We start from the raw sequence: 21573 nt of genomic DNA, 5'->3' as shown, positions 1-21573 counted from the left end.
GGTCCGGCGGCCCTCGCGCCGCTCCGGCGCTACGGGAACGTCAGGACGGGTCGCGCAGGGACTTCCCCTCGGCCATGTCGGCCAGGATGTCGCGCATCTCGCCGTCACCCAGGCTGTGCTTGTCGTGGTGGGCCTCGACCAGCTCGTAGAGCTTCGTCTGCACCCGGTCCACGTGCGGCACGTCGGCGAGCACCGACTGGCCCCGCTCACCTGCCGACTCGATCGTCAACGTGCCGCAACCGAGCATCCGCTCCACGAAACGCTGACTCATGGCGTGGTCGTTGATCCGGGTCAGCGGCAGGTCCCGCCGGTGCCGGGAGAACACCCCCTCCTGGAGCAGCACCCGCTCGTTGGTGAAGAGGTAGTGCGTGGTGCGCCAAACCAGGAACGGCCACAGGCCCAGCCACAGGGCCAGCACCAGACCGAGCCCGGCGATGGTGTAGAGCGCGATGGTGCCGCCGTCGCCACCTGGTAGCAGGATCCAGGCGACGACCACCGCCGCGACGGTCAGGGCCAACACCAGGATCGGCCGGATGAGGGCCTTCCAGTGCGGGTGCAGGTGCAACACGACGTGCTCGTCCTCGGTGAGCACGTCTTCGGGAAATGCCACTTCCGACCTCCTCGCAGAACCAGACGCGCTGACCGTAACCGGTCAGCGCACCCGGGCGGCATCGGCCGCGCGGGCGGCTGCCGAGGGCGGGTGTTAAGAAGGGGCCCCGCCTCTACCGAAGGCGTTAAGAAGGGCCCCCGCCTTTCACCTCAGGTGGAGGACGTCGCCGGCGGCCAGGTGGAGGGTTTCGGCGGCGGTCTCCACCAGGAGCTGGCCGTCGGGGTCCACGCCGGTGGCGGTGCCGTGCACCGCACGGCCGTCCGGCAGCAGCACCCGCACCTGGCGGCCGATCGTGGCGCAGCCGGCCAGGTACGCCTCACGCAACCCGCTGGCCACCGCGTCGCCCCCGGCGTCGCGCCAGCGTTCGTACCAGTCGGCGAGCGCGCGCAGCAGCGCCCGCAGCAGCGGATCCCGGTCGGTGGCGGTGGCGCCGGCGAGTTGGAGCGAGGTGGCCGGCAGGCCGGTCGGGTTCTCCGGCAGCTCACCGGCGCGCAGGGTCACGTTCAGGCCGACGCCGACCACGATCGCGGGTGGCTGGGCGGCCCCGTCGCCGGGCACCGCCTCGGCCAGCACCCCGGCGCACTTCGCGCCGTCGACGAGCAGGTCGTTGGGCCACTTCAACCGGGCGTCCAGCTCGGCCAGCAGCCGTACCGCCTCGGCCAGCGCGACGCCTGCGAGCAGCGGCAGCCAGCCGTACCCGGTGGCGGGCACCGGCGCCCAGCCGCGTTCGGCGACCGCCTCACCCGGCCGGAGCAGCACGCTCGCGGCGATGCCGGCGCGCGGCGGCGACTGCCAGATCCGGCCGCGGCGGCCCCGGCCGGCGGTCTGCCGTTCGGCGACCACCACCAGGCCCTCCGGCTCGCCGGCCCGCGCCGCGGCCACCACGTCGGCGTTCGTCGAGCCGGTCTCCGCCACCAGTTCCAGCCGGCGCCAGGGCCCGTGCGGGGCGACGAGCGCGCGCCGCAGCCGGGCCGCCGACAGCGGCGGGCGGTCCAGATCGGTGTACGGCGAGCCGGGCATCCCGCCAGCCTACGGCCCCGGGTGAGGCGCACTGCACAGCATCACTCACCTGAACCATCGTTATATTCCACGGGTGACTACCGAGACCGGGACCAACATCCACACAACCGCCGTCAAGCTGGCGGACCTGGAGCGACGGGTCGACGAGGCGGTGCACGCCGGGTCGGCACGCGCGGTCGAGAAGCAGCACGCGCGGGGCAAAAAGACGGCCCGGGAGCGGATCGACATGCTCCTCGACGAGGGCTCCTTCGTCGAGCTGGACGGGTTCGCCCGGCACCGCTCCACCAACTTCGGCCTGGAGCGGACCCGACCGTACGGCGACGGCGTGGTGACCGGTTACGGCACCGTGGACGGCCGGCAGGTCTGCGTCTTCGCGCAGGACTTCACCGTCTTCGGCGGCTCCCTCGGCGAGGTCTTCGGCGAGAAGATCGTCAAGCTGATGGACCTGGCCATGAAGATCGGCTGCCCGGTGGTCGGCATCAACGACTCCGGCGGCGCGCGGATCCAGGAGGGCGTCGCCTCGCTCGGCCTCTACGGCGAGATCTTCTTCCGCAACGTGCGGGCCAGCGGCGTCATCCCGCAGATCTCCCTGATCATGGGCCCGTGCGCGGGTGGCGCGGTCTACTCCCCGGCGGTCACCGACTTCACCGTGATGGTCGACCAGACCTCGCACATGTTCATCACCGGCCCGGACGTCATCAAGACGGTCACCGGCGAGGACGTCGGCATGGAGGAGCTGGGCGGGGCCCGCACCCACAACTCCCGCAGCGGCAACGCGCACTACCTCGGCACCGACGAGGAGGACGCGGTCGACTACGTGAAGGCGCTCCTGTCGTACCTGCCGTCGAACAACCTGGACGAGCCGGTGGTGTTCGACGCCCCGGCGGACCTGGCGGTCACCGACGACGACCGGGAGTTGGACACGCTGATCCCGGACTCGGCCAACCAGCCGTACGACATGCACCGGGTGATCGAGCACGTGCTCGACGACGGCGAGTTCCTCGAGGTCCAGCCGTTGTACGCGCAGAACATGGTGGTCGGCTTCGGCCGGGTCGAGGGACGCCCGGTAGGCGTGGTGGCCAACCAGCCGATGCAGTTCGCCGGCACGCTCGACATCGCCGCCTCGGAGAAGGCGGCCCGGTTCGTCCGCACCTGCGACGCGTTCAACGTGCCGGTGCTGACGTTCGTGGACGTGCCAGGCTTCCTTCCCGGCACCGGGCAGGAGTGGGACGGCATCATCCGCCGGGGCGCCAAGCTCATCTACGCGTACGCCGAGGCCACCGTCCCGAAGGTCACCGTCATCACCCGCAAGGCGTACGGCGGCGCGTACGACGTGATGGGTTCCAAGCACCTCGGCGCGGACCTCAACTTCGCCTGGCCGACCGCGCAGATCGCGGTGATGGGCGCGCAGGGCGCGGTGAACATCCTCTACCGCTCGGATCTGGCGAACGCGGACGACCCGGCGGCGGTGCGGGCCGAGAAGATCGCCGAGTACGAGGACACGCTCGCCAACCCGTACATCGCGGCTGAGCGCGGTTACATCGACGGGGTGATCCCACCGCACGAGACGCGCACCCAGATCGTCCGGGCGTTGCGGGTGCTGCGCACCAAGCGCGAGACGCTGCCGCCGAAGAAACACGGCAACATCCCCCTGTAGGTGTAAGGAGGGGCCCCCGCTTAACGCCTCCGGTAGAGCAGGGGGCCCCTCTTAACACGCGGCCCGGTTCAGCAGCCGGGGTTGGCGGCGACGCACATCCGGTCGGCCGCGGCACGCGCCAGATCGAACAGCTTCGCCTGCGTCATCGTGGCCCCCGGGACGTCCGGTTGCAGGGGTCCCTCCGGGACCACGACCGTGACCAGGTCGCCGACCTGGACGACCAGCCGGTCCTCGGGCCGAGCCGGGATCATCACCGGCTCGGCGACTGTCGGGTACACCGCCTCGGACACGGTGTGCCGGAGCAGGATCGCCTGATCACCGGCGAAGGCCCGGGCAAGCACCGTCCACCGGTGCCCGACCGTCATGTCGACCACCCCTTGATCGCCCTGAGCCCGGATCGACTGCCGCCAATCCGCACAGGCCGTGACGGACTGGTCGAGATCGGCGAAGAGCCGTTCCGCGCCCCCGGTCTCCAACCGGTAGACGTCCTGGCTGACGAACGGCGTCCGGTAGGGGGCGGCGCCCGAAACCTCGACGGTCCCGATCAGGGTCTGCGAGCGGGAGTAACGCGACGTGAGCTCATCCGCCGGCAGACCCTGTTTCTGTGCGCACGCCTGAAGGATGTCGTCCACCCGGACCCGCTCGCCGAGGCCGGTGTCGCCGAGGCGCTCGTCCGTCTCCGCCGGCACGTCGGTCGCGGCCAGCATCGCCTCCACGCTGATCTCCGCGCTTCCCGCCGGGCCAGCGGCGGGGGCCGGTGCCGGTGCGCGGGTCCGGTCCACGAATGTCGCGCCGAGCGCGGCCACCAGCACCAGCGACACGGCGGCCAACGCGGCGGTCCGCCGGCTGCGCCGCCCGCCGGCGGCTCGGATCTCCGCCGGCTCCGCCCACCGGACGTCCCGCAGGTCCTGGTGCAGCACCTCCACGAGCGTGGCATCGTCAGGCATCTGCCGCCTCCTCCTCCAGATCCACCACGGCGAGCAGCCCGGCGAGCGCGGTCCGCCCCCGGGACAGCCGGGCCTTGACAGTGCCGACCGGCGCCTCTGTCTCCCGGGCCACCTCGGCGACCGGCATGCAGAGCAGGTAGTGCATCGCGATTGCGGTGCGTTGGGCCTCGGGCAACCGGCGCAGCGCGGCGACCACGTCCATCGTCTCGGTGCTCGGCGCCGGCGCGTGCTCCACCGCACCGTGCCGCAGGTAGGCGCGGGCGCGGCTACGCAGGTTGCGCCACCGGCTCACCGCGACCCGGCTGGCCACCACCCGCACCCAGGACTCCGGGTCGTCGTAGGAGCGCACCGTCGACCACCGCTGCCAGGCCCGGATGTACGCCTCCTGCACGGCGTCCTGCGCCTCGGCCAGGTCACCGGTGAGCACGTAGACGAAGCCGAGCAGCCGTTGTCGGCTGCCGCGGTAGAACTCGTCGAACCCGTCGCTGTCGGGCACTGCCACCTCCCCGTCTCCGCCAGGGACACGCCTGGCGGCGCGGTTCGGGTTGCGCGGTCAGCCGAGCAATTTCTCCAGCTCGCTCAGCGGGAACTCGCCGGCCGGGATCCGCTCCCGGACCGCCCGGCGCACCGCGACCTGCACCGCCGCGTTGACCGGGGTGGGCACCCCGTGCAGGCGGCCGAGCAGCACGATCTCGCCGTTGAGGTGGTCGGCCTCGGCGGAGCCGGCGCCCCGGGCCAGGCTCTGCCAGGTGGAGCCGCCGGCTCTCGACTCGCCGTCGACCGGCTGGTATGACACCAGGTCGCCGCGTTCGGCGGCCTCCTCCTCGCGTGTGGTGTGCGGGATGCCGGCGGCGGCAAGCGCCGCCTCGCCCTCGGCGCGTACCCGCTGCGACAGGTCCTCGGGCATGTCCCGGCCGAGCAGCGCCTGGAGGCCGTTGCCGAGGTTCACCAGGAGTTTGCCGTACTTCCAGCGCATCACGTCGTCGCGGACCGGGGCGACGAAACCGGCGGCGGTCAGGTCGGCGGCGACCGCCCGGCTGGTGTCGTCCGCGCCGGTCGGGTAGCGCCCGAGGTGCAGCATGCCCGGATGCGGATGCCCGTTGGCGATCACCACGCCCGGCTCCAGGTGGGTGCAGGGCAGCCACACGCAGACCGGGTGCACGCGGGCGAAGAGGCGCAACGCGGCCGTTTCGTTCGCCACGCCGTTCTGGGCGAGCACGACCGGCAGCCGCTCCCCCGCCGTCCCGCCGCCCTCGACCGGGACGTCCGCCCAGGTCGCCAGCGCGGCGGCGGTGTCCTGCGACTTCACGGTGAGCACCAGCACGGTGTCCGCCGGCAGCGGCGGACCGTCCGGGCCGGCCACCGCTGGCGGCCGGGCGGTCACCGCGCCGTCGGGCCGCCGCAGCGTCAACCCTCGCTCACGCACCGCGTCCAGGTGCGCGCCGCGGGCCACGAGCGTCACGTCCCGGCCGGCCTCGGCCAGGAGTACGCCGATGGTGCCGCCGACCGCGCCCGCTCCGATGATCACGTATCGCATCGTCCGATTCTGCCCCACGGGGGTGACATCAATCGACGGGTGGAGCGGGCGCTCAGTCCTAGCTTTCGGGCAGGGGCGGCTCGTCCGCTCCGCGCGCCTTCCACGGCTGGTGTGCTGCGATCCACCGCTCCACGTCTTCCGCCCACCAGACCGAGCCACCGGCCAGGCGTTCGAACGGCTCGGGGAAGTCGGGTCGGCTCGTGAGCTGGACGACCCGGACGCGCGACACGCCCAGACGTTCCTGTAGCTCAGCGGAGCCGTACAACTTCCGGACCATGAACAGAGGATCCCGAGCTCACCCCCTTACGGATTCGCAAGCCCATGAGCGTCACCTGTTTGAGCTGCTAGTGCCGTGGCATGGGCAATCCTTATTCCCTGTCACACTTGACAGGGGGTCGACTCTCGGGCGACGGTTACCTGGTCACAACCGGTAGCGGTTCGGGCACTTGAACGGGGTTCGGTGCTCGGACCTGCCTGTCTGGGAAGGTCTGACCGTGCCGATCGATGAAGGGGCCATGACGCCGGCCCTTGTGATTTGGACAGCGCAGCGCGTGGTGACGCAGCACCACGTCACAGGCCGCTGCGCTCACTGCCGGGAGAACGGGTGCGGGATGCTGAAGTGGGCGCGCGTGGTACTGAACGCGGGAAGGGTCAGCCGGTGAGGCCGGAGTCGGCGAGGAGCGGGCCGGTCAGCAGCAGCGCGCCGGCGAGCAACGCGCCGACGCTGGTCAGCAGGAACAGCCCCACCCAGAACAGCGGCGGGAACGGCGTGAGCCGGGCGAGCTGGTCGGCGTCCGACTCCGGCATCCGGCCCCGGCTGCGCTGGCGGCGCAGCTCGAACACCGGCCGCACGCCGCCGAACAGCAGGAACCAGATCGAGGTCCAGGCGAAAACGGCCTGCACCTGGGGCGAGGTGTACCAGGAGACGGCGAGCACGACACCGCCCGTGACGAGCACCAACAGCGCGCCGAAGAGGTTGCGGATCAGCAGCAGCATGGCCAGCAGCAGCGCCACCGCCAGCCAGAGCAGCAGGGTGATCCGGTTACCGGCCAGCAGCCACGCGCCACCGAGACCGAGCAGCGACGGGGCGACGTACCCGGCGACAAGCGTGAGGATCATGCCCGGCCCGGTGGGTCGGCCGGCGGAGAGGGTCAGCCCGGAGGTGTCCGAGTGCAGCCGGATGCCGTGCAGCCGGCGGCCGGTGAGCAGCGCCACAAGCGCGTGGCCGCCCTCGTGCGCGATGGTCACCGCGTTGCGGGCGATCCGCCAGGGCACCCGGGCGGCGACCACGGCGAGCGCGACCACGGCGGTGAGCACCACAAGCAGCGGCGGCGGGTCCGGCTGGGCGCTCAGCAGCGTGTCCCAGAGCGTGGTGAGGCCGTCGAACAGGGGCATGGGCGGGGAGCCTACCGGCCCGAGCCGTGTCGTTCGACCGGCCGCGTCTCATAGAGTGTGAGACTGATCGGACGAGGCGCCGGAACGGAGGTGAGGTCGATGAGCGCAGCTCCGTGGGAGCCCCCGAGGTCACACGTTGAGCCGTTGACCGAGGCCGACTATTTCGCGCTGGGTGACAACCACGACCGCATCGAACTGCTCGACGGGAGCCTGATCGTGAGCCCTGCTCCGAGCAAGAGGCATCAGCTGGTCTCCTGGAATCTCGTGGACAGCCTGCGCCGGGCCGCCCGGCCACTCGGGCTGCTGGTGTTCGAGGCGGTCAATGTCCGGCTCGGCGCCGACCGCATAGTCATCCCCGACGTCGTTGTCGCCGACACCGACGACGAAGGCGCGGTGGTCGAAGCGGGCGAGGTGAAACTCGTCTGTGAGATCGTCTCGCCCGGTAACGCCGGTGCCGACCGGGTGGTCAAGATGCAGCTCTACGCGGTGGCCCGGATTCCGTGGTATCTGCTGGTCGAGCAGGACGGCGACAGCCACTCGCTGCGGCTGTACCGGCTCGACGGGGGGCACTACGTCGAGGACCGCGTGGCGAAGGCCGGTGAGACGCTGAGCGTTACCGAGCCGTTTCGTTGGGCGATGGACCCTGGCGACCTCCGGTGACTGAATGAAAATTTCTTTGCGCCCTATTGCGATCTAGGGCACTAACCTCCAAAGATGGGCGTCAATCAGTTGACGTCCTCTGGAGGCAAACCATGGCCCGTACCAGACTCTCCGTACGCCGGCTGCTCGCGACCGGCCTGACCGTGGCCGCCACCGCGGCCGCGGCCCTCGTGGCGACCGGCGGACCGGCCGCCGCCGCGACCACGCCCGGCGTCGACGTCTCCCACTACCAGGGCAGCATCAACTGGACAAGCGTGCGCAACGCCGGCATCCAGTTCGCCTACATCAAGGCCACCGAGGGCACCAGCTACAAGGACAGCAGCTTCAACGCGAACTACGTGAACGCCTACAACGCCGGGGTGATCCGGGGCGCCTACCACTTCGCCCGGCCGAACATCTCCGCCGGCTCCACCCAGGCCAACTACCTGGCCAGCAACGGCGGCGCCTGGTCCGCGGACAGCCGTACGCTGCCCGCCGCGCTCGACGTCGAGGCCAACCCGTACAGCGGCGGCACCTGCTACGGCCTGAGCACCACAGGCATGCGCAACTGGATCCAGGACTTCCTCAACACCTACCGCTCCCGCACCGGCCGGTACGCGGTCATCTACACCACGGCGAGCTGGTGGAACCAGTGCACCGGAAGCTGGACCGGCCCGTGGGCCAACCACCCGCTGTGGCTCGCCCGCTGGGCCAGCGCGCCCGGCACCCTGCCGGCCGGCGCGCCGGTGTGGAGCTTCTGGCAGTACACGAGCACCGGCAGCGTCTCCGGGATCAGCGGCAACGTCGACCGCAACTACTGGAACGGTGACCGCAGCCGGCTGATCGCCCTGGCCAACAACACCTGACGGACACGGCTCCGCAGCGGGATCGCCTCGGGTCGAGGCGGTCCCGCTGTCGTCGTACCGTCTGGTCCTGGCTCAGGCGCGGCGGCGGGTGGCGGTCGGGACGGGAACCGTGGCGGGTCGGCGCGTCCAGCGCCACACCGCGACCCCCGCGATGGTGAGGGTGAAAACACCGAGGACCGCGACCGGCGCGGACATGCCGGCGGAAATCAGGAGCAGGACGGCGTCGCCGAGCGCGACGAGCATCCACAGCGCCAGCCGGGGGCCGGTGTCCCTGCGTCGGTAACCCATGTCGCACCTCCTTCCGTCGTCAGGGGTATCCATACCCCCCGCTACGGAAAGTCATGCCAGTGAGTTGGACGACGGTGGGATTACCGGGCGTCAGTTCTCCCGGTCCGGCACGAAGCCCCTGGTGATGACGTCGAAGGCGCCCAGGTTGGCTTCCCAGTCCTTCGCCGGCACCTCCCAGCGCAGCGCGTACCCCCGGTTGCTTGCCGTCGCCACGCCCCGGTTACGCACGTGGAAGCGGGTGCCGCCGTCGCGCGTCTCCAGCCAGTCCCAGTCCGCGCAGGTGCGGTAGTAGCCGTTGCACCGGGTGATGTCGACCAACTTGTAGCCGCTGACGCGCGAGCCCCGGTACGGCTCCTGTTCACGCCAGTCGGCCAACGCGTCCTTCTTCGGCGAGTTGGTCCACTGCATGAACAGGACCCGCTTGGCGCCGCCGACCTCGTAGAGCACGACCTGGTTGTTGCCGGGCCGGGCCTGCCAGCCGTTCGGGATCGGCACCTTGAAGCCGTTCGAGCCGGTGTAATAGCGCCAACCGGTCGGCAGGGTGAACGCCGACGCCGACGGGCTCGCCGACGGCGTCGGGCTGGGCGACGAACTGCTCGGGGACGCGCTGGCGCTGGCGCTCGGCGAGGCGCTGTCGCTTGCTGCGGGCGGGACCGCCGACGCCACCGAGGAACCGGCCGACGGCTGATCGCCGTCGTCGTCGCCGTTGTTGAGCAGCGGCACGGCCACCGCCAGGCCAACGAGCAGCAGCAGGGCCAGCGCGCCGATCAGCAGGTTCCGCCGGTTCGGCGCCTTGACCCCCGGCAGCACCGTCGCCCGGCCGGTCGTCGGCGCCGGGCTGACCGGGGCCGGGCTGACCGGAACGGAGTCACCCGAGGCCGGACTGACCGGGGCCGGGCTGACCGGGGCCGAGCGCTGGGCGGGAGCGGCGGCCACCGGCTCACCGTCGAGCCGGGTCTCGTCGAGCGCCGGATCGACGTCATCCACCCGCACCTCGTCGACCTGCGGGCCGGCGTCGAGCTTCGTCGTCGGCTCGGTGACCGGCGGGCTCACCTTCGCGGTCGGGCCGGCGTCGGAGGTAGGCGTCGGCACCTTCGCCGTCGGGTCGGCGGCGGCCACAGCACCGGCCGCGGCGACCCCGGACGCCGAGGTGGCCGCGCGCTCGACCTGGTCGTCGGCCGGGCGCGGCGCCGGCACCAGCGGCGGGCGCGGCACGCGCGGACCGTTCGGCCCCGGCCGGCGTACGCCGTCAAGCAGCGAGATGCCCTTGACCCCCCGCCGACCACCGACCTTGCGCAGCATGCGCTCCGCCACCTCGGCGGTGATCCGCTCGTCCGGGTCCTTGCGCAGCAGGCCTTGAAGCACCGGCTTGAGCGGCCCCGCGTTGCGTGGCGGCGGCATCGGCTCGGTGGCGAGCGCGGCAAGCGTGGCGATCGCCGACGGGCGGGCGTACGGCGACTTGCCCTCCACGGCGGCGTAGAGCGTCGCGCCGAGCGACCACAGGTCGGCCTCCGGCCCGGCCGTGCCGTCCCGCGCCCGCTCGGGCGAGATGTAGGCCGGCGAACCGAGCACCATGCCGGTGCGGGTCACGTTCGGGTCGCCCGGGATGGTCGCCAGGCCGAAGTCGGTGAGCACCACCCGACCGTCCTCGCCGAGCAGCACGTTGCCCGGCTTGACGTCGCGGTGCATGATGCCGGCCTTGTGCGCGGCCTTCAACGCGCCGAGCACGCCGAGCCCGACCTCGACCGCCTTGGCCACCGACACCGGGCCGTCCTCGGCGATCGTGTCCTGCAACGACTTCGACGCGACGTACTCCATGACGATCCACGGGTCGCCGTCGGTGCGCAGCACGTCGAAGATGCGGACCACGTTGACGTTGTTGAGCCGGGCGATGGCCCGCGCCTCACGCAGCGAGCGCTCCCGCATCTCGCGGCGCTCGTCCGGGGTCAGACCCGGTGGCGGGACCAACTCCTTGATCGCGACATCCCGGTGCAGCACCTCGTCCCGCGCCTTCCAGACGCGGCCCATGCCGCCCTGACCGAGCGGCGTGAGAAGCCGATACCGGTCAGCGACGAGTTGGGGAAGTGCGTTCGACATCGCAGAAACGGTACCCGGCCACCCCGACGCGCACACCGCCGGCACGCCACTGTCTGACGAAGGTCGACTTCACGACGCGTACTCTCGGGTCCATGTCTGCCGAAGAGCCGATGTTCCGGATCGTCCGTGGGGTGCCCACCGCCGAGGAGCTGGCCGCTCTGGTCGGCGCGATCATGGTGCGGACCCGGCCGGTCGCGGTCGCCGCCCCCACCGCGGTGTCGCACTGGACGCGCAGCGCCCGCCCGGTCGGCGCGACGCCCGCCGCCGGTCCCGGCGCGTGGCGCGCCTCCGGCCTTCCCCGCTGAAACCTTCCCCGCGTACGGGAGCCACGTCGGGGCTGCCGGGATTCGAGTGGAGCCATTAACCTCACTCAGGGAAACCGTGTGGTGACGGGCAGGGAGGTCCGATGATCCCGGAGGACAACCGGCCAGGCGGCTGGCTGCGTGACTACGGCGGCATCGAGGCCGACATCCGCCAGATGAGGGAGTTCGCCGACCGGCTACAGGACGAGGTCACCCGCAACTACGCGCCCCACCTGTCCTACATCGCCGACGACATGAAAGCTCCCGTGCCCAACCCGGCCGACGCCTTCATCGAGCTGGTCCAGTTCATGCAGGCCCACCACGAGACCCAGAAAGCCGCGGTCAGCGCCGTGTGGGACCTCGCCCCCGCCACCGGCCGGCTGGCCGACGCCGCCGGGCGGATCGCCGCCCACTACGACGACTCGGACGCCTTCTCCTCCGCCCGCGTCGCCGACGTCGAACGGGCGCTCGCCGCACCCCCCACCACCGTCGCGCGCCCCACCCCACCACTTGCCGACCCCACCGGACCCGACCAGGGGCGGGTGGTCCTGCCGTGATCGAACGGGGCGGCGGACGCACCTCCGGGCTCACCGACTGGCGGCTGATGGACGTGCTGAGCATGTGGGCGTGCCTGCACGACCAGGACACCACCGGCCAGTGGAAGCAGGTCGCCGGCTGGCGCAAGGTCTGCGACCTCGCGCTTGCCCACCTCGGCCGGCTGCGGGAATACCGACGCGGGCTCGCCGAAGCGTGGCCACCCGAGACCAACGCCGCCGCCAGGGCGTACGTCGGCGAACTCGACCAGCTCATCGAGCGCGTCCAACACACACACGACGCCGCCGCCGCGAACTACGACGCGCTGGCCGCCGCATCCCGCGCCATCGGAAGCGCCCGCACCCAACTGCAACCGCTCTACGACGAGTACGCGACCAAGCTGGGTCAGAAGCGGGCGTACGAGGCGATCATCGCCGACCCGAAGGCGGTGGCGGGCAGCCGGCTGCCGGAACGGCCCCCGGTGACGGACGACGACCTGGAGCAGTTGAACGTACGGGCGCGCGGGTTGATGACGGGGTTGAGCGGAGAACTCCAGCAGGCCCAGGTCATGCTCCGCCAGCCTCCTCCGAGGGCCAAGCTCCCGAGACAAACCGAAGACGCAGATGCGTATGGGAACGCTGTCCCGATAATTCCACCCGTCGTCCCGGTGCCCGCCAGCTCCCCTGGTGCGCAGCCACGGGCGACGCCCAGGGCAGACCAGCCGCCAGTGTCGTCCCACCCAGGCGGCGGACCCATTCTGGGTGCCGCCAGCAGTGCGGTTACATCGCCGGGACCCGCTACGCCTTCGGGTCTGTCCGTCCCAAGCCCCGCAACGGCTACAGGCGGGGCCATAAACCCTCCACTTCCTCCAATCACTAATTCGCAGAGCCCCGCTAGACCTGAGGCGATCGGACCAAATCGCACAATCGGGGGAGGCTCAACCTTTCCTTCCCCACCCCGGCCGTTGCCAACCGGAGGCATAATTGGCGGAAACCCAACTATAGGTGTTCCGAACACGAATGGGGGCGCGTCACCCCGCAGAGCCAACCCGGTGGGCGGAGTGATCGGCGGAGGCGGGGCAGGAACTGCGCCTACGGGCGGCGCCGGTTCACGGCCTGGAACCGGGAAGTTAACGCCACCGATTGGCATTAATGGGCTGTCACCCCTGGGCGGAAGCCCGGGCTCCACAACCACCGGAGGCAGCTTCCCGAATGGCCATGCCACACCACCTAGACTCAGAGGTGGAATCGAAAATAAGAGCCATTGGGATGCCGACAACCCTTGGCAAGTGGAAGAGGGAGTAGAGCCAGTAATGCGGCCACCGAAGGATCATGGTCCCCCCGATCCGGGCCCAGCAATTGGTCTCGACCGGCAATGATTTCAGTCCTAGCAGTTGGACTTGCTCTCTCAGCTCTCACCGGCTCTCTGATCGCACCTCTCAATGGACCACCTCCAGCTCAGAGAGAAATCCGCAAGGATCAATGGCACCTCGGCTTCCTCAAAGTGGGGGAAGCTCAGCACCTTAGCCAAGGCGGCGGCGTCACGGTCGCGGTTCCAGACACTGGCATCGATCTCCATCCAGATTTGGCGGGCAACATTCTTCCTGGAACCGACGCGACCGGCGAAGGTGACGGTCGCCAAGATCAAAATGGCCATGGCACGTCGATGGCAGGCTTAATTGCGGCTCACGGCAATGGAGGAAATGGCGGAGCAATGGGGGTGGCGCCCAAGGCGAAGCTACTACCCATACGAACCGGCATCACAGAAAAGAAGGGAAATTCGGACGAGCTTGCGGCGAGCATCGAGTGGGCAGTCACTCAACATGTGGATATAGTAAGCGTTTCCGCGGTCACAGGTGCCAGCATTCGCCTTCAGAGGGCCATTAAGCTAGCCCTAGATGCAAACATTGTCATAGTCGCTTCAGCCGGGAACCTACCTGAAGACGTAATTGTGGGTTACCCTGCGTCCGAGCCAGGTGTCATCGCTGTAAGTGGGATCGATCGGGACGGCCTGCACGCGGCAATATCTGCAAGCGGGCCCGAAGTTGATGTCGCGGCTCCGGCGGTCGACATCTACAGCACAAGCATTGGCGGCAAGTACTCAAAGGGCACTGGAACCTCCAGCGCCACTGCGATCGTGGCCGGGGCCGCCGCCCTTATCCGCTCCAAATATCCCGACCTCCCCGCCGAAGAAGTCGCTCACCGGCTCACTGCGACCGCCATCGACAAGGGACCGCCCGGCCGCGACGACCAGTACGGCTACGGGGTCATCGACCTGGTCGCCGCGCTCACTGCCGACGTACCCCCGCTTGGTTTTGAATCGACCGGGGTCACGGCCCCCGCCTCGACCTCGCCCGGGACCGGCAGTGACAACAGCACGGTCCGGGGCGTCGCGACTCTCGGGGTGCTGCTGGCCGCGGGCGGCGGCTATCTGTTCTGGCGGCGGCGTCGACGTGCCGGGGACCCGCCGCCGAGGATCAGCCGGTAGCGTCGGCGGGGTGTCGACCTCCGTGCCGTTGCGCCTCGTGCTCGCCTCGCAGAGCCCCGCCCGCCGCAAGCTCCTCCAGGCCGCCGGGATCGAACCCGACGTGCTGGTCAGCGGCGTGGACGAGTCGCAGGTGGTCAGCGACCGGGCCGAGGATCTGTGTCTCGATCTGGCCCGGCTGAAGGCGCAGGCGGTGCTCGGTCGGCTGCGTCCGGGTCCGGACGAGCGCACGCTGGTGCTCGGCTGCGACTCGGTGCTCGCGTTCGACGGCGAGATTCTGGGCAAGCCGGACGACGCGGCGGACGCGACCCGGCGGTGGCAGCGGATGCGTGGGCGCAGCGGCGTGCTGCACACCGGGCACTGCCTGATCGATGTGGCGCGCGAGTCACGTGCGGAGGCCGTCGCCTCGACCACTGTGCACTTCGCCGACATCAGTGACGAGGAGATCGCCGCATACGTGGCGACAGGTGAGCCGCTCGCGGTGGCCGGGGCGTTCACCATCGACGGGTTGGGTGGCGCGTTCCTCACCGGCATCGAGGGTGATCCGGGCACGGTGGTGGGGCTCTCGCTGCCGTTGCTGCGGAGGCTTCTCGGCGAGTTGGAGCTGCGCCTGGTCGATCTGTGGACGAAGGTCGCGCCAGGGGGCCAGGAAATCGAACATCTCGGCTAACGTCCGGGCATGACCACGAAGCCGTTGCCGCTGACCCCGGAACTGCACGCCTACCTGGTGGCCCACGGGTCCACCCCCGACGAGATCGTCCGGGATCTGGTTGAGGAGACCCGGGCAGCCCTACCGGCCGAGGCGGGCATGCAGGTGGCGCCGGAACAGGCGGCGTTCCTGACGTTCCTGACCCGGCTGCTCGGGGCGCGGCAGGCGGTGGAGGTGGGCACGTTCACCGGGCTGTCCTCGCTGGCGATCGCCCGCGGGTTGGCCGAGGGCGGCCGGCTCACCTGTTTCGACATCTCCGAGGACTACACGGGGGTGGCCCGGCGATACTGGGCCCGGGCGGGTGTCCAGGACCGGATCGAGCTGCGCATCGGGCCGGCCGCGGACACGCTGCGTGAGCTGCCGAGGGAACGTCACCTCGATTTCGCGTTCATCGACGCGGACAAGGCCGGATATCCGGTCTACTGGGATGAGCTGGTGCCCCGGATGCGTTCGGGCGCGGTGATCGCGGTCGACAACACGCTCCGTGGCGGGCGGGTGCTCGCCCCGGGCAACGCGGACGACCGGGCGATCGCCGCCTTCAACGACGCGGTCATCGCGGACACCCGCGTCGAGGCCGTGATGCTGCCGATCGCCGACGGGGTCACCCTCGCCCGCGTGCGTTGAACCAGTTCGCCGAGGTGGCGGTATGCCAGCCAGTCTGATCCCGCGACCTCGCCGAGATGGGTGGGTCAAGCGGGGACGGGAGAGGACGGGGGTAGGGCGCGGCCGAGGCGCACGGCCAGCAGCGCGGCCACCGCGATGAAGGCGGGCAGCAGCAGGAAGGCCAGATGCGGTCCGACGCCGTCCGCCACCCGGCCGAGCACGACCGGCGCGATTCCGAAACCCACCGCCATCGAGTACGACGACCAGCCCGCCGCCCGATCGGCTGCGGGCCCGGCGACGGTGAGCGCGATGGAGATGGCCAGGGGATAGTGCAGCGCGTTGCCCAGGCCGAGCACGACCAGGCCGGTGACCGCGAGCCAGCCGACCGGGCTGGCCCAGAACAGCGTGAACCCGGCGAGCGAGACGGTGAGCGCGCCGAGCAGCAGCGGCACCGGCGGCCAGCGCAACGCGGCCCGGCCGCCGAGGGCCCGGCCGACGAACATGCCGCAGACGATCGCCGCGACCGCCGCCGACGCCCGGCCGGCATTCAGCCCGGCGTGGGTCCGCAGCACGTCGGCGGTCCAGAGCGACAGGCAGACCTCGATCGATCCGGTGAACGACATCAACACCCAGGCGATCCAGTACGCCCGCGGCAGCCGCCCCGCGTCACGTCCCGCGCCGGGGTCGAGATCGGTTTCTGCGGCGTCGACCGCCCCCACGGTGGTGGTGCCGGCCCCAACGGGCACAGGGACGACGCCGGGCCCGGTGGGCAGGGGAACGGCGGCCGGGGCCCCGACGGGGACGGCGGCAGCCGCGGCAGCGGGGGCGCGCTTCGGTAGGCGTACCCGGAAGGTCACGGCGACGAGCGCGACAAGCGTGATCAGCCCGACCTCGACGGCCATCATCGGCCGCCAGCCGAGGCCGGCGTCGACGGTGACGCCGATGGTCAGCGGAGCGAGGATGCCCATGCCGGCGCAGACGGCGTTGGCCTCGGTGAGCGCGGCGGGGGCGGCGGGGCCGTGCCGGGCGGTGAGCACCACGTTGACGCCGCTGATGACCATCATGCCGAAGGTGGCGACGGCGGCGACGGCGGCGATGGTGGCGGGCAGCGGGCGGAGCAGGCCGAGCGCGGTGACGCCGGCGGCCACGCCGGCGAGGCCGAACCAGACGGCCGGGCCGCGACCGAAGCGGCGGGCGACCGGGGCGAAGAGCGCGCCGCCGGCCAGGGCGCCGACCGCGATGCCGGTGCTGTGCAGGCTGGCCACCGCGGCGCTGGTGCCCTGTTCGTCGCGGAGCAGGGGTACGACGGGACCGAACCCGTAGAGGAAGAAGCCCCACAGGCCCAGTTGGGCGTAGGTCAGCCAGGTGGTCCGGTCACGGGTGAGGCGGGGCACCGGCCCGACGCTACTTGCGCCGGCCGGCGTCCCGCCGCGAGTGAGAGGCAGCTCTCGTGGGGTGTTAAGCGGGGCCCCTTCCTCTACCAAAGGCGTTAAGCGGGGGCCCCTCCTTCTATCTCACGCTGCGGGCGAACTGGCGGGCGGCCCAGAAGACGCCGGCGACGGCGAGCACCGCGATGATGCCGAGCCCCTGCCATACGTTGTCGTTGCCGAGGTCGCCGTCGAAGAGCGCGCGGGTGCCGTCGACCGCCCAGGAGAACGGGTTCCATTTGGCCACGCCCTGGAGCCAGCCGGGGGCGAAGGTGAGCGGCAGCAGGATGCCGGAGAGCAGCAGTACCGGCTGCGCGACGGTGTTCATCAGCGGGGCGAGCGCGTCCTCGCTCTTGACCTTGAGGGCGACGCCGTAGGAGACGGCCGAGGTCATGAGCGCGATGAGGGCGAGCATCAGATAGGCCAGGAGCAGGTAGCCGATGAAGACACGCAGGTCGAACAGGAGCGCCAGCAAGGTGATGATGACGGCCTGGGCGACAAGTGAGACCACGTCGCGCAGGGATCGGCCGAGCAGCAGCGCGAGCCGGCTGACCGGGGTGACCCGGGAGCGTTCGATCACGCCGGCACGCAGCTCGGCGATCAGGCCGAAGCCCTGGAACAGGCCGCCGAAGATGGCCAGCAGCACCAACAGGCCGGGTACGAAGATCTTGTACGCGGCGGCCTGCGTGGGCGCGTTCAGTGCCGGCTTGAGCAGCGGCGCGAAGAGCAGCAGGTACATCACCGGCTGGAAGACGCCGACGAAGAGCCATACCGGGTTGCGCAGCAGCAACTGGGCTTGGCGCTGGAAGATCAGCCAGGTGTCGCGGGCGAATTTCATGACAGTTTCTCCGGAGGTCAGGACTCGCGCAGCGAGCGGCCGGTCTTGGTGAGGAAGACGTCGTCGAGGCTGGGGCGGTGCAGCTCGATCGAGCGCAGTTCCAGCCCGGCGTGGTCGAGGCGACGCAGCACCAGCGGGATGGCGACGGCACCCTCGTCGACGTAGAGGCGCAGCCCGCCCTCGTCGACGGTTTCCAGCTTGGTCACGTACGCCTCGGTGTCGAGCAGTTCGGCGGCTCGGGGGGTGGTCGCGGTGTCCAGGCCGACGACCACCACCTCGCCGGAGATCTCGCGTTTCAGCTCGGTCGGGGTGCCCTCCGCGACCACCTCGCCATGGTCCATGATCGCGATCCGGTCGCAGAGCGCGTCGGCCTCGTCAAGGTAGTGCGTGGTGATGAAAACGGTCATGCCCTCGGTGCGGAGCCGGCGGATCTCGTCCCACATGTGCGCGCGGCTCTGCGGGTCGAGGCCGGTGGTCGGCTCGTCGAGGAAGACGATCTTCGGCTCGTGGATGATGCCGAGCGCGATCTCGACCCGCCGGCGCTGACCGCCCGAGTAGGTCTTGCACTTGCGGTCGGCGTACTCGCTGAGCTGGAAGGCGTCGAGCGCGCGGGTGGCGCGCCGGTTCGCGTCGGCCTTGGAGATGCCGTAGAGGCGGGCCTGGAGCACCAGCTCATCGCGGGCGCTCGACTCGTCCCAGGTGCTGCCACCCTGGGGCACGTAGCCGATCCGGCGGCGCACCCCCGCCGGGTCGCTGAGCAGGTCGGCGCCGGCGATGGTGGCCTGGCCGCCGTCCGGCTCGATGAGGGTGGCGAGCATCCGCAGGGTGGTGGTCTTGCCGGCGCCGTTGGGCCCGAGGAAGCCGAAGATCTCCCCCTCGGCGACGTCGAGGTTGACGCCGCGGACCGCGTCGACGGTTTTCGTCTCGCGACCCGCGCGGGAGCGGAACGACTTCCGCAGCCCCCTGGTCTCGATCATCTCTGCTCCTGGTCGTTCCGGGCCGGCGTTGCGCGGCCACCGATCAGCGATTCGCGTCGAGGCTAACGCGATATAGCTCTTCTGGTCAACGTTGATTATTTCGTGTCGTCGTCGGTCCAGCCCGACCAGCCCTCGGCCCGCTCCATCCCAGCGGGCGCGTACGACACTCCCGACTCGATCCGCTCCGCGATCCGCTCGCACCAGGCCATCTCCGCCTCCGCCCGGGCCAGCCACAGCTCGAACATCCAGCCCACGTGCGCCGGCTTGCGGGCGCGTACCCAGTCGGAGTCAAGTGACGCACGCATCGACTCGACGCTGGCCCGCAGCAGGTTGGCCCGGTTGCGCAGCGCCGCCGCGGCCTCCTCGCGCGGCATCGCCGGCAGGAACGAGAACGCCGCCACGAACGGGTCCGGTGACTCGTGGACCTGCCACCACTGGGCCCGCAGCAGCGTCTCGAACTCGTCCTCGCCCTTCGGCGTCACCTCGTACGTGGTGCGGGCCGGACGGGCGCCCACCTGCTCGACCGAGACCGTCCGCAGCAACCCCTCGTCAGCGAGCTTGCGCAGCGCGTGATAGATCGAACCGGGCTGCACGTTCGCCCACTTGTCCGCGCTCCAACTCAGCAGCTCACGGCGCACGTCGTAGCCGTGCACCGGCTGCATCCACCGGACCAGCCCCAGGATCATCATCCGCGTCGCCGACATCGGGCAAGCGTAATAACCAAACTTGACTACAGTGCGGCATCCCACACTGAGCGATCGTTAGGCCGCCCTGGCCCGGGGCTAGACTCCCGAAATCGACCTCCCGGGAGGAGCCCACAAGGTGCGCAAGGTTCTCATCGCCAACCGCGGCGAGATCGCCGTCCGCGTCATCCGCGCCTGCCGTGACGCCGGGCTCGCAAGCGTCGCCGTCTACGCGGACTCCGACCGGGACGCCCTGCACGCCACGCTCGCCGACGAGGCGTACGCCCTCGGTGGTGACACCGCCGCGGACAGCTACCTGCGCATCGACAAGCTGATCGACGTCGCCGCACGGGCCGGCGCGGACGCGGTGCACCCCGGCTACGGCTTCCTCTCCGAGAACGCCGACTTCGCGCAGGCCGTCCTCGACGCCGGCCTGACCTGGATCGGCCCCACCCCGCAGGCGATCCGCGACCTCGGCGACAAGGTGACCGCCCGGCACATCGCCCAGCGCGCCGGCGCGCCGCTGGTGCCCGGCACGTCCGACCCGGTGGCCGGGGCCGACGAGGTGACCGCGTTCGCCACCGAGCACGGCCTGCCGGTCGCCATCAAGGCGGCGTTCGGCGGTGGCGGTCGGGGCCTCAAGGTGGCCCGCACCATGGAGGAGATCCCCCACCTGTTCGAGTCGGCCACCCGCGAGGCGGTCGCCGCGTTCGGCCGGGGCGAGTGCTTCGTCGAGCGCTACCTGGACCAGCCCCGCCACGTCGAGGCGCAGGTGCTTGCCGACCAGCACGGCAACGTGATCGTCGTCGGCACCCGGGACTGCTCGCTCCAGCGCCGGCACCAGAAGCTCGTCGAGGAGGCGCCCGCGCCGTTCCTCACCGAGGCCCAGCGCGCCCAGATCCACGACAGCGCCAAGGCGATCTGCCGGGAGGCCGGCTACCACGGCGCCGGCACGGTGGAATACCTGGTCGGCCGGGACGGCACCATCTCCTTCCTGGAGGTCAACACCCGGCTCCAGGTCGAGCACCCGGTGACCGAGGAAACCGCCGGCATCGACCTGGTCCGCGAGCAGTTCCGCATCGCCGACGGCGAGAAGCTGCGCCGCACCGAGGACCCGACGCCGCGCGGGCACGCCATCGAGTTCCGCATCAACGGCGAGGACCCGGGCCGCAACTTCCTGCCCGCCCCCGGCACCGTCACCGCGCTGCGGCTGCCCACCGGCCCCGGGGTCCGGGTGGACGCCGGCATCTCGGCCGGCGACGTCATCGGCGGCAACTTCGACTCGCTGCTGGCCAAGGTGATCATCGTCGGCGAAACCCGCACCGAGGCGTTGGAGCGGGCCCGCCGGGCGCTCGACGAGATGGTGGTCGAGGGCATGGCCACCGCGCTGCCCTTCCACCGCCTGGTGGTCCGCGACGAGGCGTTCACAGGCGAGCCGTTCACCGTGCACACCAGGTGGATCGAGACCGGCTGGGAGAACACCGTCCCGGCCTTCACGGCGGTCGCCGACGCCGCCGAGGGCCCGGCCGACCGCGAGACCGTCGTGGTCGAGGTGGGCGGCAAGCGGCTGGAGGTCGTCCTTCCCGCCGGCCTCGGCGCGGGTACGACGACCGCCGCGCCCGCCGGGAAGAAGCCGGCCCGCCGCGGTGGCGGAGGCAAGGCGGGCGCCGCGGTGAGCGGGGACACGCTCGCCTCCCCGATGCAGGGCACCATCGTGAAGATCGCCGTGGCCGACGGTGACACGGTCGCCGAGGGCGACCTGGTCGTGGTGCTGGAGGCGATGAAGATGGAGCAGCCGCTGCACGCGCACAAGGCCGGCACGGTGAGCGGGCTGGCCGCCGAGGTGGGTGCCGTCATCACCGCCGGCGCCCCCATCTGCACCATCGAGGGTTAAGGAGGGGGCCCCGTTTAACGCCTCCGGTATAGGCGGGGCCCCTTCTTAACACCTCGCGCGACGGGT

At 70.9% G+C, this 21573-nt stretch carries 24 protein-coding genes; 9 read left to right on the top strand and 15 right to left on the bottom strand.

Annotated elements, in window-relative coordinates:
* Positions 1 to 40: 40 nt before the first annotated feature.
* Positions 41 to 610, bottom strand: a complete 570-nt coding sequence (locus tag SM450_RS01335) for a PH domain-containing protein (RefSeq protein ID WP_474617788.1) — start codon at positions 608 to 610, stop codon at positions 41 to 43.
* A 144-nt stretch (positions 611 to 754) separates the two neighbouring features.
* Positions 755 to 1630 carry a biotin--[acetyl-CoA-carboxylase] ligase gene (locus SM450_RS01330; protein ID WP_474617787.1) on the bottom strand — a complete coding sequence of 292 codons (876 nt, stop codon included), beginning with the start codon at positions 1628 to 1630 and terminating at the stop codon, positions 755 to 757.
* Positions 1631 to 1703: 73 nt separating this feature from the next.
* Between SM450_RS01330 and SM450_RS01325 the strand changes: the two genes are divergently transcribed.
* On the top strand, positions 1704 to 3287 hold the full coding sequence (locus tag SM450_RS01325; RefSeq protein WP_474617786.1) for an acyl-CoA carboxylase subunit beta: 1584 nt from the start codon (positions 1704 to 1706) through the stop codon (positions 3285 to 3287).
* A 68-nt stretch (positions 3288 to 3355) separates the two neighbouring features.
* On the opposite strand, the gene SM450_RS01320 is transcribed toward SM450_RS01325, so the two are convergent.
* From SM450_RS01320 to SM450_RS01300, 5 genes are all read right to left on the bottom strand, one after another.
* A complete protein-coding gene (locus SM450_RS01320) occupies positions 3356 to 4234 on the bottom strand; it encodes a hypothetical protein (protein WP_474617785.1) in 879 nt (292 codons plus the stop codon).
* Complete coding sequence (locus tag SM450_RS01315; RefSeq protein WP_474618341.1) at positions 4227 to 4730, bottom strand: sigma-70 family RNA polymerase sigma factor; 504 nt, start codon at positions 4728 to 4730, stop codon at positions 4227 to 4229. The genes SM450_RS01320 and SM450_RS01315 overlap by 8 nt, the downstream gene beginning before the upstream one ends.
* 57 nt (positions 4731 to 4787) lie before the next feature.
* The gene (locus tag SM450_RS01310) at positions 4788 to 5771 is read right to left on the bottom strand and encodes a ketopantoate reductase family protein (protein ID WP_474617784.1); all 984 of its coding nucleotides are present in this window, start codon (positions 5769 to 5771) and stop codon (positions 4788 to 4790) included.
* Positions 5772 to 5829: 58 nt separating this feature from the next.
* Positions 5830 to 6048 (bottom strand): helix-turn-helix transcriptional regulator, encoded by a 219-nt coding sequence (locus SM450_RS01305; RefSeq protein ID WP_474617783.1) that lies wholly within the window; start codon positions 6046 to 6048, stop codon positions 5830 to 5832.
* Between the two features lie 374 nt (positions 6049 to 6422).
* Positions 6423 to 7166, bottom strand: coding sequence for a M50 family metallopeptidase (locus SM450_RS01300; RefSeq protein WP_474617782.1), 744 nt, complete (start codon positions 7164 to 7166; stop codon positions 6423 to 6425).
* 99 nt (positions 7167 to 7265) lie between these two features.
* On the opposite strand from SM450_RS01300, the gene SM450_RS01295 reads away from it, so the two are divergent.
* Entirely contained in the window at positions 7266 to 7826 is a 561-nt protein-coding gene (locus tag SM450_RS01295) for a Uma2 family endonuclease (protein WP_474617781.1), read from the top strand.
* A gap of 92 nt (positions 7827 to 7918) precedes the next feature.
* Complete coding sequence (locus SM450_RS01290; RefSeq protein ID WP_474617780.1) at positions 7919 to 8671, top strand: GH25 family lysozyme; 753 nt, start codon at positions 7919 to 7921, stop codon at positions 8669 to 8671.
* A gap of 72 nt (positions 8672 to 8743) precedes the next feature.
* On the opposite strand, the gene SM450_RS01285 is transcribed toward SM450_RS01290, so the two are convergent.
* A complete protein-coding gene (locus SM450_RS01285) occupies positions 8744 to 8959 on the bottom strand; it encodes a hypothetical protein (RefSeq protein ID WP_474617779.1) in 216 nt (71 codons plus the stop codon).
* Between the two features lie 90 nt (positions 8960 to 9049).
* Positions 9050 to 11056 (bottom strand): serine/threonine-protein kinase, encoded by a 2007-nt coding sequence (locus SM450_RS01280; RefSeq protein WP_474617778.1) that lies wholly within the window; start codon positions 11054 to 11056, stop codon positions 9050 to 9052.
* 92 nt (positions 11057 to 11148) lie between these two features.
* Here SM450_RS01280 and SM450_RS01275 point away from each other — a divergent pair, with 92 nt between their 5' ends.
* Both SM450_RS01275 and SM450_RS01270 read left to right on the top strand, forming a co-directional pair.
* On the top strand, positions 11149 to 11361 hold the full coding sequence (locus tag SM450_RS01275) for an acyl-CoA carboxylase subunit epsilon (protein WP_474617777.1): 213 nt from the start codon (positions 11149 to 11151) through the stop codon (positions 11359 to 11361).
* 101 nt (positions 11362 to 11462) lie between these two features.
* Positions 11463 to 11915, top strand: coding sequence for a hypothetical protein (locus tag SM450_RS01270; protein WP_474617776.1), 453 nt, complete (start codon positions 11463 to 11465; stop codon positions 11913 to 11915).
* Between the two features lie 382 nt (positions 11916 to 12297).
* On the opposite strand, the gene SM450_RS01265 is transcribed toward SM450_RS01270, so the two are convergent.
* Together SM450_RS01265 and SM450_RS01260 are read right to left on the bottom strand one after the other, a co-directional pair.
* A complete protein-coding gene (locus SM450_RS01265) occupies positions 12298 to 12462 on the bottom strand; it encodes a hypothetical protein (protein ID WP_474617775.1) in 165 nt (54 codons plus the stop codon).
* An 837-nt stretch (positions 12463 to 13299) separates the two neighbouring features.
* Positions 13300 to 13548: a hypothetical protein gene (locus tag SM450_RS01260; RefSeq protein WP_474618374.1), complete on the bottom strand. Its 249-nt coding sequence runs from the start codon at positions 13546 to 13548 to the stop codon at positions 13300 to 13302.
* Here SM450_RS01260 and SM450_RS01255 point away from each other — a divergent pair.
* Genes SM450_RS01255 through SM450_RS01245 form a run of 3 tightly spaced genes read left to right on the top strand, consistent with a single transcriptional unit; the run spans position 13459 to position 15709 of the window.
* Positions 13459 to 14379 carry a S8 family serine peptidase gene (locus SM450_RS01255; protein ID WP_474618340.1) on the top strand — a complete coding sequence of 307 codons (921 nt, stop codon included), beginning with the start codon at positions 13459 to 13461 and terminating at the stop codon, positions 14377 to 14379. The two genes, SM450_RS01260 and SM450_RS01255, sit on opposite strands and share 90 nt — an antisense overlap.
* A gap of 10 nt (positions 14380 to 14389) precedes the next feature.
* Entirely contained in the window at positions 14390 to 15046 is a 657-nt protein-coding gene (locus SM450_RS01250; RefSeq protein ID WP_474617774.1) for a Maf family protein, read from the top strand.
* Between the two features lie 9 nt (positions 15047 to 15055).
* Positions 15056 to 15709 (top strand): O-methyltransferase, encoded by a 654-nt coding sequence (locus SM450_RS01245; protein WP_474617773.1) that lies wholly within the window; start codon positions 15056 to 15058, stop codon positions 15707 to 15709.
* Positions 15710 to 15774: 65 nt separating this feature from the next.
* Here SM450_RS01245 and SM450_RS01240 read toward each other — a convergent pair whose 3' ends face one another.
* The 4 genes from SM450_RS01240 to SM450_RS01225 form a co-directional block, all read right to left on the bottom strand.
* A complete protein-coding gene (locus SM450_RS01240; RefSeq protein ID WP_474617772.1) occupies positions 15775 to 17082 on the bottom strand; it encodes an MFS transporter in 1308 nt (435 codons plus the stop codon).
* A 115-nt stretch (positions 17083 to 17197) separates the two neighbouring features.
* Complete coding sequence (locus SM450_RS01235) at positions 17198 to 17953, bottom strand: ABC transporter permease (RefSeq protein WP_474617771.1); 756 nt, start codon at positions 17951 to 17953, stop codon at positions 17198 to 17200.
* A gap of 17 nt (positions 17954 to 17970) precedes the next feature.
* Entirely contained in the window at positions 17971 to 18930 is a 960-nt protein-coding gene (locus tag SM450_RS01230) for an ATP-binding cassette domain-containing protein (protein WP_474617770.1), read from the bottom strand.
* A 95-nt stretch (positions 18931 to 19025) separates the two neighbouring features.
* The gene (locus SM450_RS01225) at positions 19026 to 19619 is read right to left on the bottom strand and encodes a PadR family transcriptional regulator (protein ID WP_474618339.1); all 594 of its coding nucleotides are present in this window, start codon (positions 19617 to 19619) and stop codon (positions 19026 to 19028) included.
* A 133-nt stretch (positions 19620 to 19752) separates the two neighbouring features.
* Here SM450_RS01225 and SM450_RS01220 point away from each other — a divergent pair, with 133 nt between their 5' ends.
* Positions 19753 to 21507: an acetyl/propionyl/methylcrotonyl-CoA carboxylase subunit alpha gene (locus SM450_RS01220; RefSeq protein WP_474617769.1), complete on the top strand. Its 1755-nt coding sequence runs from the start codon at positions 19753 to 19755 to the stop codon at positions 21505 to 21507.
* Positions 21508 to 21573 lie beyond the last annotated feature (66 nt).

Source organism: Micromonospora marincola, from assembly GCF_056150385.1.
The sequence above is the reverse complement of the archived record's forward strand: the minus strand, read 5'-3'. Positions and strand labels throughout refer to the sequence as shown.